An 18,615-nucleotide genomic window follows, 5' to 3' on the forward strand; every position below is an offset into this window, starting at 1 on the left:
AAATTTCCTCTATCCTAGCCTGTGGTTTTTATGGTGCCCTTCCCAGGAGCAAGCAAGAGGGGCATCCCTAGCCACTGCGGAGGATCACCCGCTGATTTTGGCGGGCGACAAGGGAGAGGGTGAGCGGGCCAGCGGTATAAACCGAGGTGGGAGTGACGGCGCTAATGTCAATCGTCCCTTGGTGATCTTTGAGCTCAAGAACAAATTTCACCAGTTCAATTTGGCGAAAGGAGCCAACAGTGCCAGTGACCGGATCTGGGAGAACGCCGGAGGCGATCGCCCGTTGATTACTGACTGTAAATAACTGATCCAAACGTTGCAAAATCTGTTCATCGGTCATCTGGCTGGGATCCAAAGAGATGGTGGCCAGATTTTCACCCTCGCGGAAAACCTGCTGATTGCGCGCCACTTGGGGCACCACAAGAATATTGCTTTCCCCCTGTAGATAATTGGCCGCTGCTAAAATGCGCACCACATAGGATTGGCCATCACTAATTTGGCTGCGCAGGCGGTGCACATCTGCGGTGGTGATTTGAATCACCTGATCCGTCGGCTGGAGGTTCTGGGGACTATTGAGGACAATGGCATTCCGCCGCGCTTCCCGCAGGAGTTCCTCAATGACTTGGGTGGCTTTATCTGGATCCTTGACATTTTGAATCACAGCAGAGGCCAAAACTTGCCCCGTGCGAATGGCGATCGTCCCCCGCCGTAGTCCCAACAACAGGATGTTCACGTTTTCTTCAAGGCGTTGGCGACTGGCCTCAAGGGCAGCAATTTCCTGCTGAAGACTACGCTGTTGATTCCGTAACACCTGCTGCTGCTGATTGGCCGCCGCCAGTTGATCCTGAATGCGATCAATCTCTGCTCGGAGGCGATCCTTTTGGGCTTCCACTTCGGCAAGGCGTTGTTGAGCCGTGCGAATGGCGGTTTCTAGGGCTGCTTTTTGTCCAGCCACCTCCTCGAGACGGCCTTGGATGGCTTGTCGCTCCCGTTGCAGGCGCTGAATTTCTCGCCGCAGGCGTGCCCCTTGGGCTTCAAAGTTCTCGAGGTTTTTTTGGGCTTGAGTGTAGCGGTGTTGGAGTTGCTTGAGTTCTGCTTCTGTAAGGGTCTGACGATTGACAGCTTGCTCTAGCACTCGGTTCGTTTGACTGAGGCGTTGGCGAATATTGGCCAGTTCAATTTGGGATTGTGCCAGTTCTGCTTCAATTTCGTCCTTTTGGGCACGGGTTTGCGCCAGTTCTTGTTCGGCAGCCGCTTGTTGACGGCGAATTGTATCAATGCGCAGGACGCCATCGCGCAATTCACGGCTGAGGGCAAAGAGAATGGCCAAAGTGGAGGCAGAAATTAAGCTCCCTGTGAGAATGGTAATCAGAACAGCGGTCTGCCGTGGCCGCAAATTAAACCAACTCAATCGAGCTTTGCCCACTTTTGAGCCAAGGCGATCGCCCACTGTCGCGATCGCGCCCCCAAGAATAATCACAGCCAAAACCAGAACATACCCAGCCATATTTCGGGTACTGCTGCCACTCCCCAACTATACTTTCTACAGTACGTGCCGATGCTGCCCCCGATAAGGGCTCGGGCAAATCACTTGGACTGCAATCAACCAATGCCAAAAATTGCCACCTGGAACGTTAACTCAATTCGCACCCGCCTTGACCATGTCTGCCAGTGGTTGGATAGCACTGGGGTGGACTACCTCTGTCTGCAGGAGACCAAAGTCACAGATGCTGAGTTCCCACGTCAGCCCTTTCTGGATCGGGGATATCACGTTTATTGTAGTGGTCAAAAGGCCTATAACGGGGTGGCCATTCTCAGTCGTCAGCCCCTGGCGGGGGTAGAAGCAGGCTTTGCCCCCCAATTGCCCAGCCACAGTGAGTTGGATACCCAAAAACGGCTCATTCGCGCCCAATTCGCCCCTGATGTGATCTTGGTGAATGTCTATATTCCCAACGGCGGCGAGTACGACAGTGAGAAATACCACTACAAGCTGCACTGGCTGAAAACGCTCTATGTCTATCTCGAGCAACTCACCACCCAAGGGGAAGTGATTCTCTGTGGCGATTTTAATATTGCCCCTGAAGATAAAGACCTCTTTGATGCGAGCGATCGCGCCACAAAAGTGGGGGCCACCGATGCTGAACGCAACCTTCTGGCAGCCATTCGCGATCTTGGCTTCCATGATGCCTTTCGCCAGTTTACTGAAGCGCCGGGGCACTACTCTTGGTGGGATTATCGCTCAGGTGCCTTTCGCCGCAATCATGGCTGGCGCATTGATCACCTCTATGTTACCCCCGGTGTCAAAGCCCGGGCCTGCAACTGTCACATTGATATTGCCCCGCGGCGCTTACCCAAGCCCAGTGACCATGCACCCGTCATCCTAGAGATTGAATAGGGGCTGTACGGTGCGCAGCCACTCCGTTAAATCCTGTACCCCTTGGCCGTAGGTGAGATCAAAAGTCAGCGGCGTAATACTAATCAAGTTTTGGGCAATGGCTTCCACATCCGTGGGCGCTTGATTGGGGTCTTGGGGATATTCTTCGACCACTTCCCCCGCCAGCCAGTAGTAGGTTTTGCCGCGGGGGTCAACGCGCTTTTGGAAAAGGTCATGGTAGCGCCGAATTCCCTGCCGGGTAATCACAACGCCAGCAATTTCACTGGCGGGCAGAGCAGGCACATTGACATTGAGGAGCACTTTGGGCGGAAGGGGGGCATTTTCCAGTGCTTTGAGGAGACGATTGGTAAAGTCAGCGGCCGGCTGAAAGTCATGAACCGTGAAACTGGCGAGGCTGATGGCAATACTGGGAATGCCCTCAATTACCCCCTCCATAGCAGCAGACACCGTGCCGGAGTAAAGAATATCTGTGCCGAGGTTGGAGCCTTGGTTAATCCCAGAAACGACAAAATCCGGGGGTTGCTCTAGGAGCGCACCCAGGGCTAACTTCACACAGTCGGAGGGGGTACCAGAGCAGGCCCAGGCCTTAATCCTGGGGTGAAAGCGATCGCTGACGACTTCGGCGCGAATCGGATCAAACACAGTGAGGCTATGCCCTGTAGCGGAGCGTTCGCGATCCGGACACACGACGACGACTTCATGGCCAGCGATCGCCAGTGTATCTGCCAACGTCCGAATACCGGGGGCAAAGACCCCATCGTCATTGGCAATGAGTAACCGCATTTGTTGCCCCCTGAATCCTGAAGTATTGGCCAAACATTACAGTTGATTGCAAATCCCAACACCCTCCCTGAGAAATGTTAACCTCTAGAAGGGTCAAGTGGCGCACTCCATGGCCCACCTTGGCGAACAGTTTGAACGCACCATTCCTGACATGACCGCTTTTGGGGATTGACAGGATTTATGGAACGCCTACTGAACCATGAGTTGAAGGAGAACACTGTGTCTGTGCATCAAAGTCATTCGTTATTCCGTGAAGACCTCAGCGAATACGTTGCCCATTTGCAACTGCACATGGCACTTCAGGCGCGCAATTTAGTGCCCGCCCTCAAACACACTGGCGATAGCCGTGAGCAACTTCTCCATCAAACCCAAGCCAACTTCGAGAAGTACGTCTCCCGTCAAAGCTATATTGACTAAAGCAATTTTCCTTTGTGCTCAAAAATCAACAGCTCTGCTCCCTTAGCAGCAGCAATCCTGCTGCTTTTTGCGTTGGTTGGGGGAGTCACTGCTTCCACCCCTTTGAGGAACACTTGCCACAGAGTACACTAGGGGCGATATTGCTATTTGTAACACTCTTGTCAGCGTTCTCAGGAGGTTTTATGGCGCGGACAGAATCCACGATGCTTGCCCTTGGTACTGTTGCTCCCGATTTTCAACTGCCCGATGTGGTGAGTGGCCAAACGATTTCCCTCAGCACCTTTGCCGATAAGAAAGCCCTACTGGTGATGTTTATTTGTCGCCACTGTCCCTATGTGAAGCATGTTCAACAGGAACTGGCGAAGCTGGGGCGCGACTACAAAGACACAGGCTTAGGAATTGTTGCCATTAGTGCCAATGACGCCGCTAACTATCCCGAGGATGCCCCAGAGTCCCTGAAGGCGATGGCCACTGAACTCGGGTTTACCTTTCCCCTTTGCTACGATGAGAGCCAGGAAACGGCCAAGGCCTACACCGCTGCCTGTACACCGGATTTCTTCCTCTTTGATAGCGATCGCAAGCTCGTGTATCGCGGACAACTCGATGACAGCCGCCCCCAGAATGGCCTACCGGTGACGGGCAAAGACTTGCGTGCCGCCATTGATGCTGTGTTAGCCGGTCAAACCCCCAGTGAGGATCAAAAGCCAAGTCTCGGCTGCAATATCAAGTGGAAACCGGGCAATGAACCGGCCTATTACCGCTAATCCTGGAAAGCGGAAGAGAAGGGCACTTTTATTGCCGCTTTTGAGTCCTTAGCCTACTGTGATATCAGTGCCAATGGGTTTGGCTGTGTTGATGGGATTTCTTTTTTAGGTGTGAGCAGTGAATAACGAACTTTTTTCGCCAGTGGGGATGCCGTCAATGGGATCTGCCCTGAAAACCGTAGGAGTCGCAATAGCAACGGTGGCGATCGCCCTCGGTTCTTTGAGTCCCAGCCGTGGTCAAGAAGCCCCCACACTTTCTCAAAACCAACCAGCCGCAACCCCAGCACCCCCGACACCACCATCCCCAGAGCCTGTGCCTGAAAGCCCGCCAGCGGCACCCTCTACCCCTGCGCCTGTGGGTCAGCCCCCCGCTGATGAACCCAAAGTATTGATTGCTGAAGTGGTGGTTGAAGGAGCCACCCCTGAACTGGAGCAATTGGTCTATCAGGTCATTAGCACTCGACCGGGCAGTACCACTACCCGCACGCAACTCCAACAAGATACCAACGCCATCTTTGCTACGGGGTTTTTTGCCGATGTCAATGCCGTCCCTAGGGATACCCCCCTCGGTGTGCGGATTACCTTTGTCGTGCGCCCCTATCCGGTACTGCGAGCTGTTCAAGTGGCGGGCAATCAAGTCCTCACCCAAGAGAAAGTGAACGAAATTTTTGCCCCCCAAATTGGCCGCACCCTCAATCTTAGAGAGCTCCAAGCTGGGATTGAAAAAATTAACACGTTCTATAGGGATAATGGCTACATTTTGGGTCAAGTTGTTGGTACCCCCCAAGTCGATCCCGATGGTGTTGTCACGTTGCAGGTGGCTGAGGGGGTCGTTGAACAGGTTACCTATCGCTTTCTGAATAAAGAAGGGGAGCCGACGAAACAACGTACCCGCGACTTTGTCATTAGCCGGGAAATGGACACCCAACCCGGGGTCGTCCTTAATCAAAAGACAGTGCAGGCAGATTTGCGACGCCTCTTTGAACTGGGACTTTTTGAGGATGTGCAAGTTGCCCTTGAACCCGGCCAGGATCCCCGCAAGGTGAACTTAATCCTCAATATCAAAGAGCGCAATACGGGCAGTGTCTCTGCGGGGGCAGGTTATAGCTCGGCCGCAGGTCTATTTGGAACCGTAGCATTCCAGCAAAACAACCTCTTTGGCCGCAACTGGAAATTGAGTGCGGAAGCCCAAGGGGGGACTGAAGGGGAATTTCTCTTTGACCTTAGCTTCACCGATCCATGGATTAAAGGGGATCCCTACCGCACCTCCTACACCGTCAGTGCCTTCAACCGCCTGACGGTTCCCTATACCTTCAGTAATGGCCCCATTGATGTTCGTTTGGCCAATGGCGATTTTCCGCGGATTAACCGCTTGGGCACTGCCCTCTTCTTTACCCGTCCCTTTACCAAGGATCGCGATCAGGTGCGTACCGCTTGGACCGGTTCCCTTGGCTTGCAATATCAACGCGTCACATCCCTAGACGGCGGTTTTACCCGCTTCAACACCGATGCTTTAGGCAACTGTTTAACCTTTCCAGACAACGGCGTCTGTCGCGGCTTCAATGACCTGTTTACGGTGCAAGCGGCGATTCTGCGGGACTTGCGCAATGATCCCTTGCGTCCCACCAGTGGCCAAGTGATCCGCCTAGGCGTGGATCAGTCACTTCCCATTGGTGCGGGTAGCATCTTGATGAATCGGGTGCGGGGTAGCTATAGCTTCTATATCCCAGTGAAGTTTCTGCGTATTGAGGGGCCGCAAACCTTTGCCTTCAATATTCAAGCGGGCAACATTTTTGGCGATTTGCCCCCCTATGAATCCTTTACGATTGGGGGTGCTAACTCGGTGCGCGGTTGGGAAGAGGGGGCGATCGGTTCTGGGCGTGCCTTTGTACAGGGGACGGTGGAGTATCGGTTCCCAATTTTTAACATTATTGGTGGTGCACTCTTCGTAGATGGGGCCAGTTTGCTCGGTACCCAAAGCAGCGTACCCGGTCAGCCGGGAATTGTGCGCGGTAAACCCGGAGAGGGGCTAGGCTATGGAGCTGGCCTGCGGGTGAATACCCCCTTAGGCAATATCCGCATTGACTTTGGCTGGAACAATCAAGGGGGCAGTGCCTTTAGTTTTGGTATTGGTGAACGCTTCTAGGAGAAAGCTCCATGATCGCGGCCTCTGGACCGACACCATTGGTGGCAACGACTCAACGGACCCTTGCTGGAACTGCCCAATGGTCAGGGGTGGGCTTACACTCAGGCCAGTGGGTTGCGCTCACCCTTCAGCCGGCAGCCGCCAATACCGGACGCCAGTTTGTGCGCCTTGATCTGGAGGGGCAGCCTGTCATTCCTGCTCGGATTGAGGCTGTGAAATCCACTCAGTTGGCAACGGAGTTGGTGGCCAATGGCGCCAGTGTGCGCACGGTTGAGCATCTCTTGGCAGCGCTGGCGATCGCCGGCATTGATAATGTCACGATTCAGATCACAGGTCCTGAGGTGCCCGTGCTCGATGGCTCGGCACAACCTTGGCTCGAAGGCATTCAGAGGGTAGGTGTTGTCCCCCAGGAGGCCCCTCGACCAGCAGTCATCTTGAAGGAACCGGTCACCATTTACGAAGGAGAGGCCTTTGTTAGTGCCATTCCTGCCCCTGAGCTACGCCTCACCTATGGCATTGACTTTCCCTATCGGGCAATAGGTCGCCAGTGGTGTAGTTTTACGCCCTCAGAACTAGCGACGGAGGTCGCCCCGGCTCGCACTTTTGGTTTTGCTGAACAAGTGGACTATCTGCGCAGCCAAGGTCTGATTCAGGGGGGCAGCTTAGAGAATGCCCTTGTGTGCAGTGCCAGTGGTTGGGTCAACCCGCCGTTACGCTTTGCCGATGAACCCGTTCGCCACAAGTTACTCGATCTCTGGGGCGATTTAGCCCTCCTCGGAACACCCCCCATTGCCCATTATGTGGCCTATCGCGCTAGTCATCATCTGCATACCCAATTGGCCCGGGCGATCGCCCAACAGAGGGTTTAGGGGCAACCATTCTCCCCTATGATTTGGTTATATCTTTAACTTGCAGCCGACACCGACCCCTATGCCAACGTTGACTGATTCCCCACCAACCACTGTACTGACGGTCACTGAGCTACAGCAGTTGCTCCCCCACCGCTACCCTTTTTTGCTGGTGGATCGGATCATTGACTATGTCCCCGAAAAGTATGCTGTGGGGCTAAAAAACGTCACCATCAACGAACCCTTTTTTCAAGGGCACTTTCCGGGTCGCCCGATCATGCCGGGGGTGCTCATTGTGGAAGCCCTTGCCCAAGTGGGCGGGGTTGTGCTGATGCAGATGAACTGGGCAAAGGATAAACTTTCTGTGTTCGCGGGCATTGATAAGGTGCGCTTTCGCCGTCCAGTCGTCCCCGGAGATCAGTTGATCCTGCGGGCGGAGCTTCTTGTTGTCAAACAACAGCGCATTGGAAAAATGCAAGGACGGGCTGAGGTGAATGGTCAATTGGTCTGTGAGGGCGAGATGATGTTCTCGCTGGTGGACTAGTCACAATCAATGATGCAAACACTAATCCATCCTACTGCTGTCATTCATCCCAGTGCTGAACTACATCCCACAGTTCGCGTCGGCCCCTATGCTGTGATTGGTGAACAGGTGCGCGTCGGCGCCCATACGGAAATTGGTGCCCATGTGATTATTGAAGGGCCAACGGAGGTGGGGGTCGGCAATCGTATCTTTCCGGGAGCGATCATCGGCACTGCCTCTCAGGATCAAAAATATACAGGGGCCAATAGTGCCCTGCGCATTGGTGATTACAATACGATTCGCGAGTTCGTGACGATTAACCGCGCCAATGGTGAAGGGGATGCCACAATTATTGGTAACCACAATCTGCTACTGGCCTATGTTCATGTAGCCCATGATTGCGTGATTGAGGATCAGGTGGTCATTACGAATGCCGCCTCGATCGCTGGCCATGTTTGCATTGAATCAAAGGCCCGCATTGGCGGTATGGTGGGTATTCACCAGTTTGTCCATATTGGTCGCTTGGCAATGGTGGGGGCAATGGCACGGGTAGATCGGGATGTACCGCCCTATATGCTGGTGGAAGGTCATCCAGCACGGGTTCGTGCCCTCAATCAGGTGGGACTGCGGCGGGCAGGTGTCACAGAGGCAGAAATGCGCGACCTCAAGGAAGCCTTTCGCATTCTTTATCGCCGTGAGTTGCCCCTTGCCCAGGCGATCGCCCAATTGGCAACCTTACCCCCTTCTGAGCATTTAGAGCATCTCCAGCGCTTTTTAACCTATGCCCGTGAAGAGGGACGGCGCGGCTTAACCCCCGGTGGTCGGGCAACCATGGACTAAAGGATCAAGTCTCTAGTTGCCACTTGCTCAATGCCATGCCTGCTGTGGTGCTTGTCCATCCCCAAATCCCCCCCAATACGGGTAATATTGCCCGCACCTGTGCGGCCACCCAGACACCGCTGCACCTGATTGAACCCTTGGGGTTTGAACTCAGCGATCGCTACCTCAAGCGCGCCGGTCTAGACTATTGGCCCTACGTCACCTTGTATTGCCACCCCGACTGGCCAACCTTTCTGAAAACGGCCCACCGCCACGGACGCTTAATTGCCTTTGAACCTGCCGCCCAGCAGATTTACTGGGACTTCACCTTTGCTGAGAGTGATTGGCTGGTCTTTGGTAGTGAACCCGCGGGTATTCCTGCGGATGTTTTAGCCACCTGCGATGTCTTCCTCAAAATTCCCATGTGGCAGCCTGCTGTCCGCAGTCTGAACCTCTCGGTATCGGTGGCGATCGCCCTCATGGAAGTTTACCGCCAACTCTATTGCTCAACTGCTTGATACGTGCCATATCAAAAAGCGACTTTTGTTCCTGATCCTCGCCATTCCCTTTGGGGTATCGTTTACAGTTGTCCTGTGGCAGACATTCAACGACTAGACGTCTAGGAAGGTATTGAATAGGGAGATTACTGCCATAAATTTTTTAGAGTCATAACGTCCACAGGTCAGGCGATAACGGCTCTGACCTAGGTTGCAGGGGAGAATTTTATTGATGACCCCCTGAGGCCTGTAGCCAAGGATTTAGAGACAATTCTCAAGGGGGCAAAGGAGCACGGGCTTCCTGTTGATGACATTGCTGAGTTGTGAAAGTGGAGAGAGCGAATATGACTAACTCATCTTCCAGTGCAGCTGCCACCAAACCCCCAGGCAGTAACGAACGACGCCGCATTTTTCGTATCGTTCGCATCGGTCTTGGCATCACCCTTATTGGCCTAGCTGTGTATCTCCTCTGGTGGCGACAGCGGTATGTGGTCAGCCGCGTGGGCTACCTCAATGGCACAGTGATGACACTCTATGCCAGAATTGCCGGTACATTAACCCTGGAACCGCTGCGCCCCGGCGAGCTCCTGAAAGCAGGAACGACTATTGGCTTCATCCGCAACGATCGCAATCCTCAACTGGAAACCGATCGCCAGAATTTGGAAACCCGACTCGGTGTTGCCCTTGCCCAACAGCGCGGTCTGCAAGAGAAACGCAACAGCCGCATGGCTTTGATTGCTCAACTGGAGCGCTATCAGCAAAGTCAACACATCCTTGAAACCCGCTTTGCCCAAGAAGCAGTACAGCGCACCCTCGGAGAACTCCGCCAAGCTCAAGAAGCGTTGGCCATTGCCCGCATTGAAGCCGAGCGCTATACCGCTTTGGTGGAAGCAGGCGCTGTGGCTCGCCAAGTCGCCGATGAAGCCGTTTCCCGTGCCAAGCAAGCGGCGAAATTTGTTGAGAGTCAACAGGCCGAACTGCGCCGCCAACAAACAGCTCTCCAAGCGGCTCGCCAAGGACTGCAACTGGATGCTTCGCGTACCTTTAGCTTTCCCCAAATCCGCCTCATTGATTTGCAAATTGAAGTTGTTGATATTGACGCTGAACTTTTGGCACTAGCCACAACCATTGCCGAGCTCCGCCGTGAAATTGCCAATATCAAACAGCAACTTTCCCTGCAACGCCTGGCGACCGTGAACGTACCGACCACCGTGGTCGTTTGGTCAGTGATCCACAAAACAGGGGAGTTCGGTATTCCCCTGGCAGCGGGCGATCCGATCGTTAAAGTTCTAGATTGCAGTGATGTCTGGGCAACGGCATTGGTAGCCGAGCGAGAAAATCCTCGTCTGCGGGTGGGTCAAGAGGCTACTGTGCGCTTGCTGGATGGGAGCGATCGCCGGCTTAGGGGCATTGTGCGGGCGATTCGTGGTGGCCCTGGCAAAGTTGAAGTGGGGGAAAACGTGGCCGTGCCCCCTCCGGATCTGGTGCGCAACGAACTGGCGGTTGACGTTCAACTCCAGAACCTACCAGAAGACTTCAGTGCCGAACGTTTCTGCGGTGTTGGTCAAAGTGTTGAAGTGGTGTTTGGAGGCTAAACCATGCGCCTCAAATCGTTGCCAACCGATGGCTGGCTTTTGCTCCTAGGCATTCTAGCCCTCCTAGGAATATTGCTTTGGCAACTGGACTGGCGGAATTTACTACCGAATCTTGTCGGTTTTTGGCATGAGGGACAGGCCATCATGCGCCCCCAAGGAACTACACTTGAAGCATTGCTGTTGCCCGCCTTTGTTTGGCTTGCCATCACATTTTTACTCAAGGAACTCTCCCCCAAACCCACTTTTTGGTCACGGCTTATTGTTAGTGTAGGCATTGCCTTACTGGGAATCCGTTACGAATTGTGGCGCTTCTTTGGCAGCCTCAACCTGGATGATCGCCTCAATGGCACGATCTCCCTTGCCCTCTTTTTGGCGGAACTGCTGACGGTTCTCAATAGTGTGGCCTTTTTCTTTCACTGTATTTTCTCTATTGACCGCACTCCTGAAGCTGATCGCCTGAGCCAAGCAGTGATTCGCGGTGAGTATCTGCCTTGGGTAGATGTGATCTTACCAACCTACAACGAAGGTGTCGAGATTTTGCGCCGCTCCGTGATTGCCTGCCAAGCCATGGACTACCCCCACAAGCGCATTTACCTCCTCGATGATACCCGTCGCCCCGCCGTGCGCGCCCTTGCCAAAGAACTGGGCTGTGAATATCGCGATCGCCCCGACAACCGCCATGCCAAAGCCGGGAACATTAACCATGCTCTGCCCACGCTCACGGGGGAACTGATTGCCGTTTTTGATGCCGACTTCATGCCGACGCGGAACTTCCTCACCCGCACTGTGGGCTTTTTCCAGGATGCCAAAACAGCCATGGTGCAGACGCCGCAGCATTTTTTCAATGAGGATCCGGTCACTGTCAATCTTGGCCTAGAGGGAATTGTCAATAATGAGCAGACGCTCTTCTTTCGCTTTATTCAACCCAGCCGTGACTTCTTCAACGCCGTGGTATGCTGTGGCACTTGTTTTGTGATTCGCCGCAGTGCCCTTGATGAAATTGGTGGCATTCCGACGGACAGTATCACCGAAGACTACATGACAACCATTAAGCTGCAAACCCGCGGCTATCGGGTGAAATACCTCAATGAAGCCCTGGCCGCTGGCATGTCACCGGAGACAATTAGTGCCTACATTAATCAACGATTGCGCTGGGGGCAAGGCACCTTGCAAATGCTTTTTCTGGGGGGGAATTTTCTCACAGCCCCCAATCTGCGACTAACGCAGCGTCTCTCCCATGCCCTCAGTATCATCTACTGGTTTCTTTCCATTCCCCGGGTGATCTTTCTTTTGGCACCCCTGGCCTTTTTGCTCTTTGGTATTGCCCCTTTGCGAGCCACAGTGAACGAGATTCTCTACTTTTATTTTCCCTACTACTTGGGGAATATCATGGCCTTTTCATGGCTGACGGAGGGTCGCCGCTCTGCCTTTTGGTCCGATGTCTATGAAACAATAATTGCCTTTCCTATGGCGATAACCGTGATTCGTACCCTCATTAGTCCGAGGGGCAAAACCTTCAAAGTGACCCCCAAAGGGGTGGTGGATCCCCATCGCATCAATATCAACTGGCCCTTGATTCGTCCTCTGATGATCATTGCCATTTTGACAATTGGGGGTCTGATTTGGCGCAGTTCTCCCCTTCAAGAGACTATTGTCAATCCCGATAGCTTGGCGGTGAATGTCGTCTGGTCAATTTATAACCTGTCACTGCTGTTGGTGTGTATGCTGGTGGCCATTGATGTGCCCCAGCGGCGCCATCCGCGCTTCTTGCGCTCTGAACCCTGTGAATTGATTGTTGGGGGCGATCGCTACCGCGGGCAAACCGTTGATATTTCCGAAGAAGGGGTACGGATACGCCTCAACCGTTTTCCGCCAGAATCGCTCGGTCAGTCAGTGGGTGAACTGCACTTCCTTGAGCCCAGTCCCTTCATCAACCTACGCTTACCGGTCCAAGTGCGTTGGTCAAGAACTGCAAACCTAGGCAGCAAGAGCCTAGTGCTAGAAATTGGTGTTCAATTTCTCTCCTTGTCTATTGCACAACAACGGCACCTGATTAACTATCTCTACTGTCAACCAGGTCAATGGGATGAGGTGCGTGTTCCTGAAGTTAAAACCACTTGGGCACTGCTGCAGAGTATCTTTCGCTTGTATCCCCTTGCAGAGAGCCGCTAACCATTCAGAAGGGCAAGGAGATTTTGAATTGCCATACTGGTTGCGCGAATTGCTGCATGAATATTGGCATTTTTGGGCTCAACTTGCAGCAGATAGGCCAAGCTAGATTGGAGATACGTCAGGGCCATCTGAGTGTTGGAATCAATGTGCTGGTAGGCTTGGGGTGAGTAGGGCTGACCATAACTGGGATGGGGATAGCCGACGGAGTGCTCATAGTTTGCCCCTGGATACCCTTGGGAATAGTCGTAGTTGGGGTGGGGATAGCCAACGGAGTGCTCGTAGTTTGCCGCTGAATACCCTTGGGAATAGTCGTAGTTCGGATGGGGATAGCCAACGGAGTACTCGTAGTTCGCCGCTGAATATCCTTGGCTGGCTTCAGCCGGTTGTGCAGGCTCAGAGAGCGTTGAAACGGTTGTTGCAACCGTAGGTACCTGTGGCGCTGAAGGCAAAATAACGGCTTGCTCTTTTTCCCCTGGTTCACCAGCAGGGGAGGGAACTGGCGTTGATGGGGTGCCACTGGCTTTGGCAGCCATCATTTCCGTGGCCTCGAGGATTTGGGTGGGCTCACTGTCGATTTCTCCCATACGTTCTCCCCGTTTGTAGCCAGTAATTTGGCTTGGACTTTCCTCAGTCCCTTGCTCGTCTTTTTTCAGCCACACAAGGAAGTCGGCGGCATTGTAAGTGACTTCTCCCCCCAAGGTACGAATGGCAACAAAGCCATTGGCCGCATTGACACTTTGAATAGGATACCAGGTGCCCCGATAGAGAATCATCGCATCCATACCGAGGGAGTTGCCTCCTGTAAGAACACCGCGTCGCTTACCCCGTGCCCAGCGGTCTTTCCACAGCACTCCCGCTTCGGTGTATTGGATCACATAGCCTTCGGGAACATTGCGGTGTTCATAACGTAAAAATCCGGGGGTTTGAGCGATGCCGACTTGGAAGATTTCATAATCTACCATTACCTCTTGAATCAGAGGTCGATAGGGTGATGCATCCCGCACTTCAATGGCAAGGGTGGGGGCCTCTGTTTTCACCCGTGCAACAATGCCATCTTTGTAGGAAATGAGCTGGACTTCATCAAACGTTGTTTCTACGCGCAGGTGCCGATTCGAGAGCATTCGCGAATTTTTCTGAATCAAGTCTTTAATAAATTGGTCTATTAATTCGCGATCGCCCATAGTCTTTGCTTTGAATCACCGTAAGAAGCCTGCGAGCCACTGGGCCTAGGGAGCCTATCCTTTTGTGTTCATTATATTCCCCATGAGTCTCTTTCTATAGAGGGCATTGCTTAATGCAACTTTCGAATACTAGAGCCATTCTTGCATCGTGGCCACAGGTTAGCTTAGCAACCCTACAAATGCCAGCCTAGGACAAAAAACTTCCTACCAACAACCGCAAATCTACGGATTCAAGGTCTGGAAATACTCCCGCAGCCGCTGCAAAGCCTGACCGCGATGACTCACTTGTTGCTTTTCGACGGGACTCATCTCGGCAAAGGTACGCTGCTGACTGGGCACCCAAAAGACAGGATCATAGCCAAACCCCCCCTGACCCCGGGGAGCGGTTAAAATCTCGCCTGCACACCGTCCCTCAGTTGTAACGGCAATCGTGCCATCGGGACGTGCTAGGGCAATGACACAAATAAATTCAGCGGCGCGATCGCTCACGTCGGCCATTTCCCGCAATAGACGCTCAATGCGCTCAGCATCCGTAGCCCCATAGCGAGCCGAATAGATCCCCGGTGCCCCCTGAAGGGCATGAACTGCTAGCCCCGAATCGTCGGCGATCGCCCACTCTCCCATTACTTTGGCGGCAGTAGCGGCCTTCAAACAGGCGTTGGCCACAAAGGAATCCGCAGTTTCCGCAATCTCAATGGCGGCTGGCAGGGCTACCAACTCCCCAATCCACGGCTGTAACCACCCTTGAAACTCTTTAACTTTGCCTGCATTGTGGCTGGCTAAGACAGCTTGGGCAAGAATGGGCATTTCCTACGGACGACGCTGCAACTGAATATGATCTTGCCGCAAAGTGACATCGAAATGCTGAAGAAAATCTTGTCCCAAAAGGCCAATGGTCATTTCAGGCCCAGCCACGGCAACGGGCAATTGCTGACGATGGAAGCCACCGACGCTGATGGATTGGACATAGACAACTGGCAGCACCACTGGACCATTGGCAGTATGAAACAGGCGATGATCCACCACTTGAGCTGGGGTAATGCCTAAAGCCCGTGCCAGCGATCGCGTAATCACCGTCATACTGGCTCCTGAGTCCACCAGCATCTCAAACCGCAGTCGTTGGTTAAACGTCACTTGAATAACGGGAATCCCTCCCTGTCGCCGTAGAATCGGTATCATGCCCCTGGGTTGAGTGATCACTGTTGCCCCTGAGGGAGCAGGGGTTGGGGGCAGTTGTTGCAGTCGTAGCAATTCTTGACGATAGCTGCCAAGGGCTTGGGCCTGTTGGGGATACTCACGAATGACCTGATCGAGAATTTGCACCGCTGTTGCCCAGTCTTGGTTGGCGATCGCCCGATAAAAAGTTTCTGGCAGGACAACCGAAGGCTTTCCCTTGGCCGGAGCAATTAGGAACACCATGCCTGCCAGCGTCGCTAGTGCCCAATATCCCCAATATCCACGTTCTTGGGTCATGATTTTCTGCCTACCCTAGGATCAATAGTCGTCAATAGTAGAGTAGTCAATAGTAGCGAGATAACCGCTAGCTCTTCCAAACTGCCAATGAGCACGCAACCTTCGCCGCAACTGAGTCCTGAAGACTATTTGCAATGGGAAACCCAAAATGGGGTTAAGCACGAGTACAGCAACGGCCAAATATATGCCATAGCAGGAGCTAGTGATGCCCACGTCACCCTAGCCTTGAATTTGGCTACCCTTTTACACCCCACTGTGCGGCAACAGGGTTGTCGTCTCTACATTTCAGATATGAAAGTGCGCCTAGAAGAGCGCAACTGCTTTTACTATCCAGATCTATTTGTAACCTGTGATCCACGGGATCAGGAAACACGGCTCTATAAATCCTTCCCTTGCTTGGTGATTGAGGTGCTCTCTCCCTCAACCGAGGCCTTTGATCGCGGCGATAAATTCATTGACTATCAAAGCCTTGAGAGCCTCGAGGAATATGTACTGGTTAATACCCGCCGCCAGCGATTGGAAAGCTTTCGTCGCAGTAGCTCAGGCTTATGGGTTTGGCAGGCCTACTCCCCCCCAGAAGATGGGGTTGAGCTCAAGAGCATTGGCTGGCAAGGCCACCTATCTGCCATTTATGAAGATGTTACCCTAGAGCCCTAATCTCAATCAAAAGTTTGTGTGAATCGCCTCCATCGGACACGCGGCAACACACTGCTCACAGACAATGCAACGGGAACGGGTAAATTGGAGTTGAAACGTTTCTGGATGGAGTGTCAGTGCCTGAGTAGGGCATACCCCTGTACAGAGGCCACAGTGGACGCAGGCCTGCTCATCAATGACAATTTCACGACTGGCAAGGGACACCTCAATATTCTGCTGCCGCAACCATTCGAGGGCAGCCTCCATTTGGTCAATGTCCCCAGCCAATTCTAGAACCAGTTTACCCACTTGGTTAGGTGCCACTTGGGCACGGATGATATTGGCAGCGATATTAAAGTCCTTGGCCAAGCGGTAGGTAACGGGCATTTGAATCGTCCGCCTGGGGAATGTCAATGTAACTCGCTTTTTCACTGGTTGAAGATTTTTAGCACAACCTTTTTCACAAGTATCGCACACTCCCAACACTGGGAAAGTTAGTGCACAGTCTTTTTCATAGGAATTGAAAAACCAAAAATATTAAATTTTGTTTACTAGATAAATTTATACTTTTCTCCGATCCCTTCAGTCCCGTTCAGTTGTCAGCGCACTGGTAGTGAAAATATTATTCCGACTGTCTAGTGTTTAATTAAAGCGTATTGATTTTGGGGATTGTGTCAACGGAATCAAAGGTGAGTTAACAATGCTCCGGTAGCTTATTGTTATCCCATTCACCAAAGGAGGACTAGGATTGGGAATAGCTGTTGAGAATCTCGCCGAAGCGTCCAATCTGCAAGGGAGTGTTGGGAAAGTCGGCTTGGATTAAACGGCGAATCAGTTGCACACTGGCAAAGTTTTGATCAATATGGGGAATCCCTTTGGCATCTAGGCGTACAGGAATGACTTTTCCTTGAATGAAGCGACCAGAACCGTCGAGTTCAACATCGAGGATCAGGGACTTGCCAAGGGGGCCGTGACTGCTTAGAGTCTGATAGCCGACAAAGTTCCCCAAGGAATAGGCAATAAGGCGGCCTTTGTACAATTCAAGGGCACGGGGGACATGGGGGCCATGACCCAAAACTAAATCGGCACCATTGTCAATCATGGTGCGAGCAAACTGAACTACATTGCCCCGGTCTTCGCCATAGAAGTACTCCGTGCGATCGCGGGTATGAATTTGATCGCTGCCTTCGGCGCCGCCGTGGAAACTGACAACCACAATGTCAGCGTTTTTCTTGGCCTCCTGCACAAGGGCAGCACCGGCCCTGTGGTCTTGAAGACGATTTTGGCCGTAGTAGGTGGCAAAGCCAATAAATGCGGTTTTCAGGCCCTTGGCTTCAAGGTAGGTAATTTGATTGAGATCACCAATGGCGGTCATGCCAGCGGCGTTGATGTAGCGAATCGTATCGCGAAATCCCTGTTCGTTGAAGTCGTAGCTGTGGTTGTTGGCGATGTTGAGGATGTCAAAACCAGCTTGGCGTAAGACCTGAGCATAGCTGGGCGGTGAGCGAAAGGCAAAAGCGCGATCCCCCTGGGTCTTTTTGTAGGGATGGGGATGATCGGTAAGGGTACTTTCATAATTGCCAAAGAGGAAATCTGCCCCCTGAAGATAGGGTTTGACTTGGTCAAAGAGCTTTTGGGGATCCGCAGGCAGGCGGTTCCTCGGGAAATTGGTGCCAAGGACAATATCGCCAACCGCCTTAATCCGCAAGCGGCGATCGCTAGGGGCGGGTGGGGGGGACACAAGGGACACATCAGGCTCAGGGGTTGTCAGGGCTGGACTGGGTGCCCCACTGGGTGGGGCATCGACACTGAGTTGATGTTGCAATGTCAGGGCAACGGCACCGGTGCCTGCGATCGCCAGCAAACCGAGGCCAAAGGCACTCACCGCCTGATGAGACCGTGGCGTGGCAGGTATAGCTGCATTTGAGCTGGAACTTGCTTGAAGAGGCGGCGCCGCCGGTAAGGTTTCCCGTAAGTCAACGGTCTGTGTCCATTCTGGCCATTCTTCGCCAACAAGCCGAGCATGGAGCCGCACCCGCAGAACCCCTTGGGGCGCCAATTGCCTGAGACCTCGGCAAACAAACTGAACACAGACTTGTGGGGGGAGCGATCGCGCCGCTTCAAACATAATTTGTAAACAGTCGCCCCGCCGCCGCACGAGGGCGCGCACCCCCTTGGCTTGGAGTGTGCGGTTCATTAAATGGGCAATGGCCTCTGCTTCACCCTGACGTGCCTGCTGCCAAATCAAATCAAGGGAAGCGGTCATGATCAAGGAACCTTCCGGCGATCGCGAGCAAACCTGTGGCTATTCTGTGGCTATTCTATGGAAAGTCACTCATCTTGAAAGTTAGGGTCAGGCCAATTTG

General features: G+C 53.1%; 18 protein-coding genes. 11 read left to right on the forward strand and 7 right to left on the reverse strand.

Annotated features, from left to right (window positions below; genetic code table 11):
- Nucleotides 1-67 precede the first annotated feature (67 nt).
- A complete protein-coding gene (locus TLL_RS09055) occupies nucleotides 68-1,507 on the reverse strand; it encodes a DUF3084 domain-containing protein (RefSeq protein WP_011057621.1) in 1,440 nt (479 codons plus the stop codon).
- Nucleotides 1,508-1,609: 102 nt separating this feature from the next.
- Between TLL_RS09055 and xth the strand changes: the two genes are divergently transcribed.
- Nucleotides 1,610-2,395, forward strand: coding sequence for an exodeoxyribonuclease III (gene xth, locus TLL_RS09060; protein ID WP_164920930.1), 786 nt, complete (start codon nucleotides 1,610-1,612; stop codon nucleotides 2,393-2,395).
- On the opposite strand, the gene surE is transcribed toward xth, so the two are convergent.
- A complete protein-coding gene (surE, locus tag TLL_RS09065) occupies nucleotides 2,381-3,178 on the reverse strand; it encodes a 5'/3'-nucleotidase SurE (protein ID WP_011057623.1) in 798 nt (265 codons plus the stop codon). The two genes, xth and surE, sit on opposite strands and share 15 nt — an antisense overlap.
- A gap of 180 nt (nucleotides 3,179-3,358) precedes the next feature.
- Between surE and TLL_RS09070 the strand changes: the two genes are divergently transcribed.
- The 9 genes from TLL_RS09070 to TLL_RS09110 all read left to right on the forward strand — a co-directional run bounded on the left by TLL_RS09070 (nucleotide 3,359) and on the right by TLL_RS09110 (nucleotide 12,959).
- Entirely contained in the window at nucleotides 3,359-3,595 is a 237-nt protein-coding gene (locus tag TLL_RS09070) for a hypothetical protein (RefSeq protein WP_011057624.1), read from the forward strand.
- A gap of 182 nt (nucleotides 3,596-3,777) precedes the next feature.
- Entirely contained in the window at nucleotides 3,778-4,359 is a 582-nt protein-coding gene (locus tag TLL_RS09075) for a thioredoxin family protein (protein ID WP_011057625.1), read from the forward strand.
- A 118-nt stretch (nucleotides 4,360-4,477) separates the two neighbouring features.
- Entirely contained in the window at nucleotides 4,478-6,505 is a 2,028-nt protein-coding gene (locus tag TLL_RS09080; RefSeq protein ID WP_011057626.1) for a BamA/TamA family outer membrane protein, read from the forward strand.
- An 11-nt stretch (nucleotides 6,506-6,516) separates the two neighbouring features.
- Nucleotides 6,517-7,374 (forward strand): UDP-3-O-acyl-N-acetylglucosamine deacetylase, encoded by an 858-nt coding sequence (gene lpxC / locus TLL_RS09085; protein ID WP_011057627.1) that lies wholly within the window; start codon nucleotides 6,517-6,519, stop codon nucleotides 7,372-7,374.
- A gap of 61 nt (nucleotides 7,375-7,435) precedes the next feature.
- Nucleotides 7,436-7,897 carry a 3-hydroxyacyl-ACP dehydratase FabZ gene (fabZ, locus tag TLL_RS09090; protein ID WP_011057628.1) on the forward strand — a complete coding sequence of 154 codons (462 nt, stop codon included), beginning with the start codon at nucleotides 7,436-7,438 and terminating at the stop codon, nucleotides 7,895-7,897.
- 12 nt (nucleotides 7,898-7,909) lie between these two features.
- On the forward strand, nucleotides 7,910-8,716 hold the full coding sequence (lpxA, locus tag TLL_RS09095; RefSeq protein WP_164921189.1) for an acyl-ACP--UDP-N-acetylglucosamine O-acyltransferase: 807 nt from the start codon (nucleotides 7,910-7,912) through the stop codon (nucleotides 8,714-8,716).
- A 35-nt stretch (nucleotides 8,717-8,751) separates the two neighbouring features.
- On the forward strand, nucleotides 8,752-9,213 hold the full coding sequence (locus tag TLL_RS09100; protein ID WP_011057630.1) for a tRNA (cytidine(34)-2'-O)-methyltransferase: 462 nt from the start codon (nucleotides 8,752-8,754) through the stop codon (nucleotides 9,211-9,213).
- A 323-nt stretch (nucleotides 9,214-9,536) separates the two neighbouring features.
- Nucleotides 9,537-10,787 (forward strand): HlyD family secretion protein, encoded by a 1,251-nt coding sequence (locus tag TLL_RS09105; protein WP_164920931.1) that lies wholly within the window; start codon nucleotides 9,537-9,539, stop codon nucleotides 10,785-10,787.
- Nucleotides 10,788-10,790: 3 nt separating this feature from the next.
- Complete coding sequence (locus TLL_RS09110; protein WP_011057632.1) at nucleotides 10,791-12,959, forward strand: glycosyltransferase family 2 protein; 2,169 nt, start codon at nucleotides 10,791-10,793, stop codon at nucleotides 12,957-12,959.
- Here the strand turns inward: TLL_RS09110 and TLL_RS09115 are convergent.
- The 3 genes from TLL_RS09115 to TLL_RS09125 form a co-directional block, all read right to left on the reverse strand.
- Nucleotides 12,956-14,140 (reverse strand): hypothetical protein, encoded by a 1,185-nt coding sequence (locus tag TLL_RS09115; RefSeq protein WP_011057633.1) that lies wholly within the window; start codon nucleotides 14,138-14,140, stop codon nucleotides 12,956-12,958. The two genes, TLL_RS09110 and TLL_RS09115, sit on opposite strands and share 4 nt — an antisense overlap.
- Nucleotides 14,141-14,362: 222 nt before the next feature.
- Nucleotides 14,363-14,947 (reverse strand): RdgB/HAM1 family non-canonical purine NTP pyrophosphatase, encoded by a 585-nt coding sequence (rdgB, locus tag TLL_RS09120; RefSeq protein WP_011057634.1) that lies wholly within the window; start codon nucleotides 14,945-14,947, stop codon nucleotides 14,363-14,365.
- Nucleotides 14,948-14,950: 3 nt separating this feature from the next.
- Nucleotides 14,951-15,613, reverse strand: coding sequence for a retropepsin-like aspartic protease family protein (locus TLL_RS09125; protein WP_011057635.1), 663 nt, complete (start codon nucleotides 15,611-15,613; stop codon nucleotides 14,951-14,953).
- An 87-nt stretch (nucleotides 15,614-15,700) separates the two neighbouring features.
- Here TLL_RS09125 and TLL_RS09130 point away from each other — a divergent pair, with 87 nt between their 5' ends.
- On the forward strand, nucleotides 15,701-16,270 hold the full coding sequence (locus TLL_RS09130; RefSeq protein ID WP_011057636.1) for a Uma2 family endonuclease: 570 nt from the start codon (nucleotides 15,701-15,703) through the stop codon (nucleotides 16,268-16,270).
- A 6-nt stretch (nucleotides 16,271-16,276) separates the two neighbouring features.
- On the opposite strand, the gene TLL_RS09135 is transcribed toward TLL_RS09130, so the two are convergent.
- Both TLL_RS09135 and TLL_RS09140 read right to left on the reverse strand, forming a co-directional pair.
- Nucleotides 16,277-16,681 (reverse strand): NIL domain-containing protein, encoded by a 405-nt coding sequence (locus TLL_RS09135; protein WP_011057637.1) that lies wholly within the window; start codon nucleotides 16,679-16,681, stop codon nucleotides 16,277-16,279.
- 310 nt (nucleotides 16,682-16,991) lie between these two features.
- On the reverse strand, nucleotides 16,992-18,515 hold the full coding sequence (locus TLL_RS09140) for a CapA family protein (protein ID WP_011057638.1): 1,524 nt from the start codon (nucleotides 18,513-18,515) through the stop codon (nucleotides 16,992-16,994).
- Nucleotides 18,516-18,615 lie beyond the last annotated feature (100 nt).

Origin of the sequence: Thermosynechococcus vestitus BP-1, assembly GCF_000011345.1 — a bacterium.
GTDB lineage: Bacteria > Cyanobacteriota > Cyanobacteriia > Thermosynechococcales > Thermosynechococcaceae > Thermosynechococcus > Thermosynechococcus vestitus.

Excerpts from the sequence above, each read along its gene's own strand:
- lpxA (WP_164921189.1), top strand. The coding sequence starts at position 7,910 with ATGCAAACACTAATCCATCCTACTGCTGTCATTCATCCCAGTGCTGAA.
- TLL_RS09100 (WP_011057630.1), top strand. The coding sequence starts at position 8,752 with ATGCCTGCTGTGGTGCTTGTCCATCCCCAAATCCCCCCCAATACGGGT.
- rdgB (WP_011057634.1), bottom strand. The coding sequence starts at position 14,947 with ATGCCCATTCTTGCCCAAGCTGTCTTAGCCAGCCACAATGCAGGCAAA.
- TLL_RS09130 (WP_011057636.1), top strand. The coding sequence starts at position 15,701 with ATGAGCACGCAACCTTCGCCGCAACTGAGTCCTGAAGACTATTTGCAA.
- TLL_RS09110 (WP_011057632.1), top strand. The coding sequence starts at position 10,791 with ATGCGCCTCAAATCGTTGCCAACCGATGGCTGGCTTTTGCTCCTAGGC.
- TLL_RS09075 (WP_011057625.1), top strand. The coding sequence starts at position 3,778 with ATGGCGCGGACAGAATCCACGATGCTTGCCCTTGGTACTGTTGCTCCC.
- TLL_RS09115 (WP_011057633.1), bottom strand. The coding sequence starts at position 14,140 with ATGGGCGATCGCGAATTAATAGACCAATTTATTAAAGACTTGATTCAG.
- TLL_RS09105 (WP_164920931.1), top strand. The coding sequence starts at position 9,537 with ATGACTAACTCATCTTCCAGTGCAGCTGCCACCAAACCCCCAGGCAGT.
- xth (WP_164920930.1), top strand. The coding sequence starts at position 1,610 with ATGCCAAAAATTGCCACCTGGAACGTTAACTCAATTCGCACCCGCCTT.
- TLL_RS09125 (WP_011057635.1), bottom strand. The coding sequence starts at position 15,613 with ATGACCCAAGAACGTGGATATTGGGGATATTGGGCACTAGCGACGCTG.
- TLL_RS09055 (WP_011057621.1), bottom strand. The coding sequence starts at position 1,507 with ATGGCTGGGTATGTTCTGGTTTTGGCTGTGATTATTCTTGGGGGCGCG.
- TLL_RS09070 (WP_011057624.1), top strand. The coding sequence starts at position 3,359 with ATGGAACGCCTACTGAACCATGAGTTGAAGGAGAACACTGTGTCTGTG.
- TLL_RS09140 (WP_011057638.1), bottom strand. The coding sequence starts at position 18,515 with ATGACCGCTTCCCTTGATTTGATTTGGCAGCAGGCACGTCAGGGTGAA.
- lpxC (WP_011057627.1), top strand. The coding sequence starts at position 6,517 with ATGATCGCGGCCTCTGGACCGACACCATTGGTGGCAACGACTCAACGG.
- surE (WP_011057623.1), bottom strand. The coding sequence starts at position 3,178 with ATGCGGTTACTCATTGCCAATGACGATGGGGTCTTTGCCCCCGGTATT.
- fabZ (WP_011057628.1), top strand. The coding sequence starts at position 7,436 with ATGCCAACGTTGACTGATTCCCCACCAACCACTGTACTGACGGTCACT.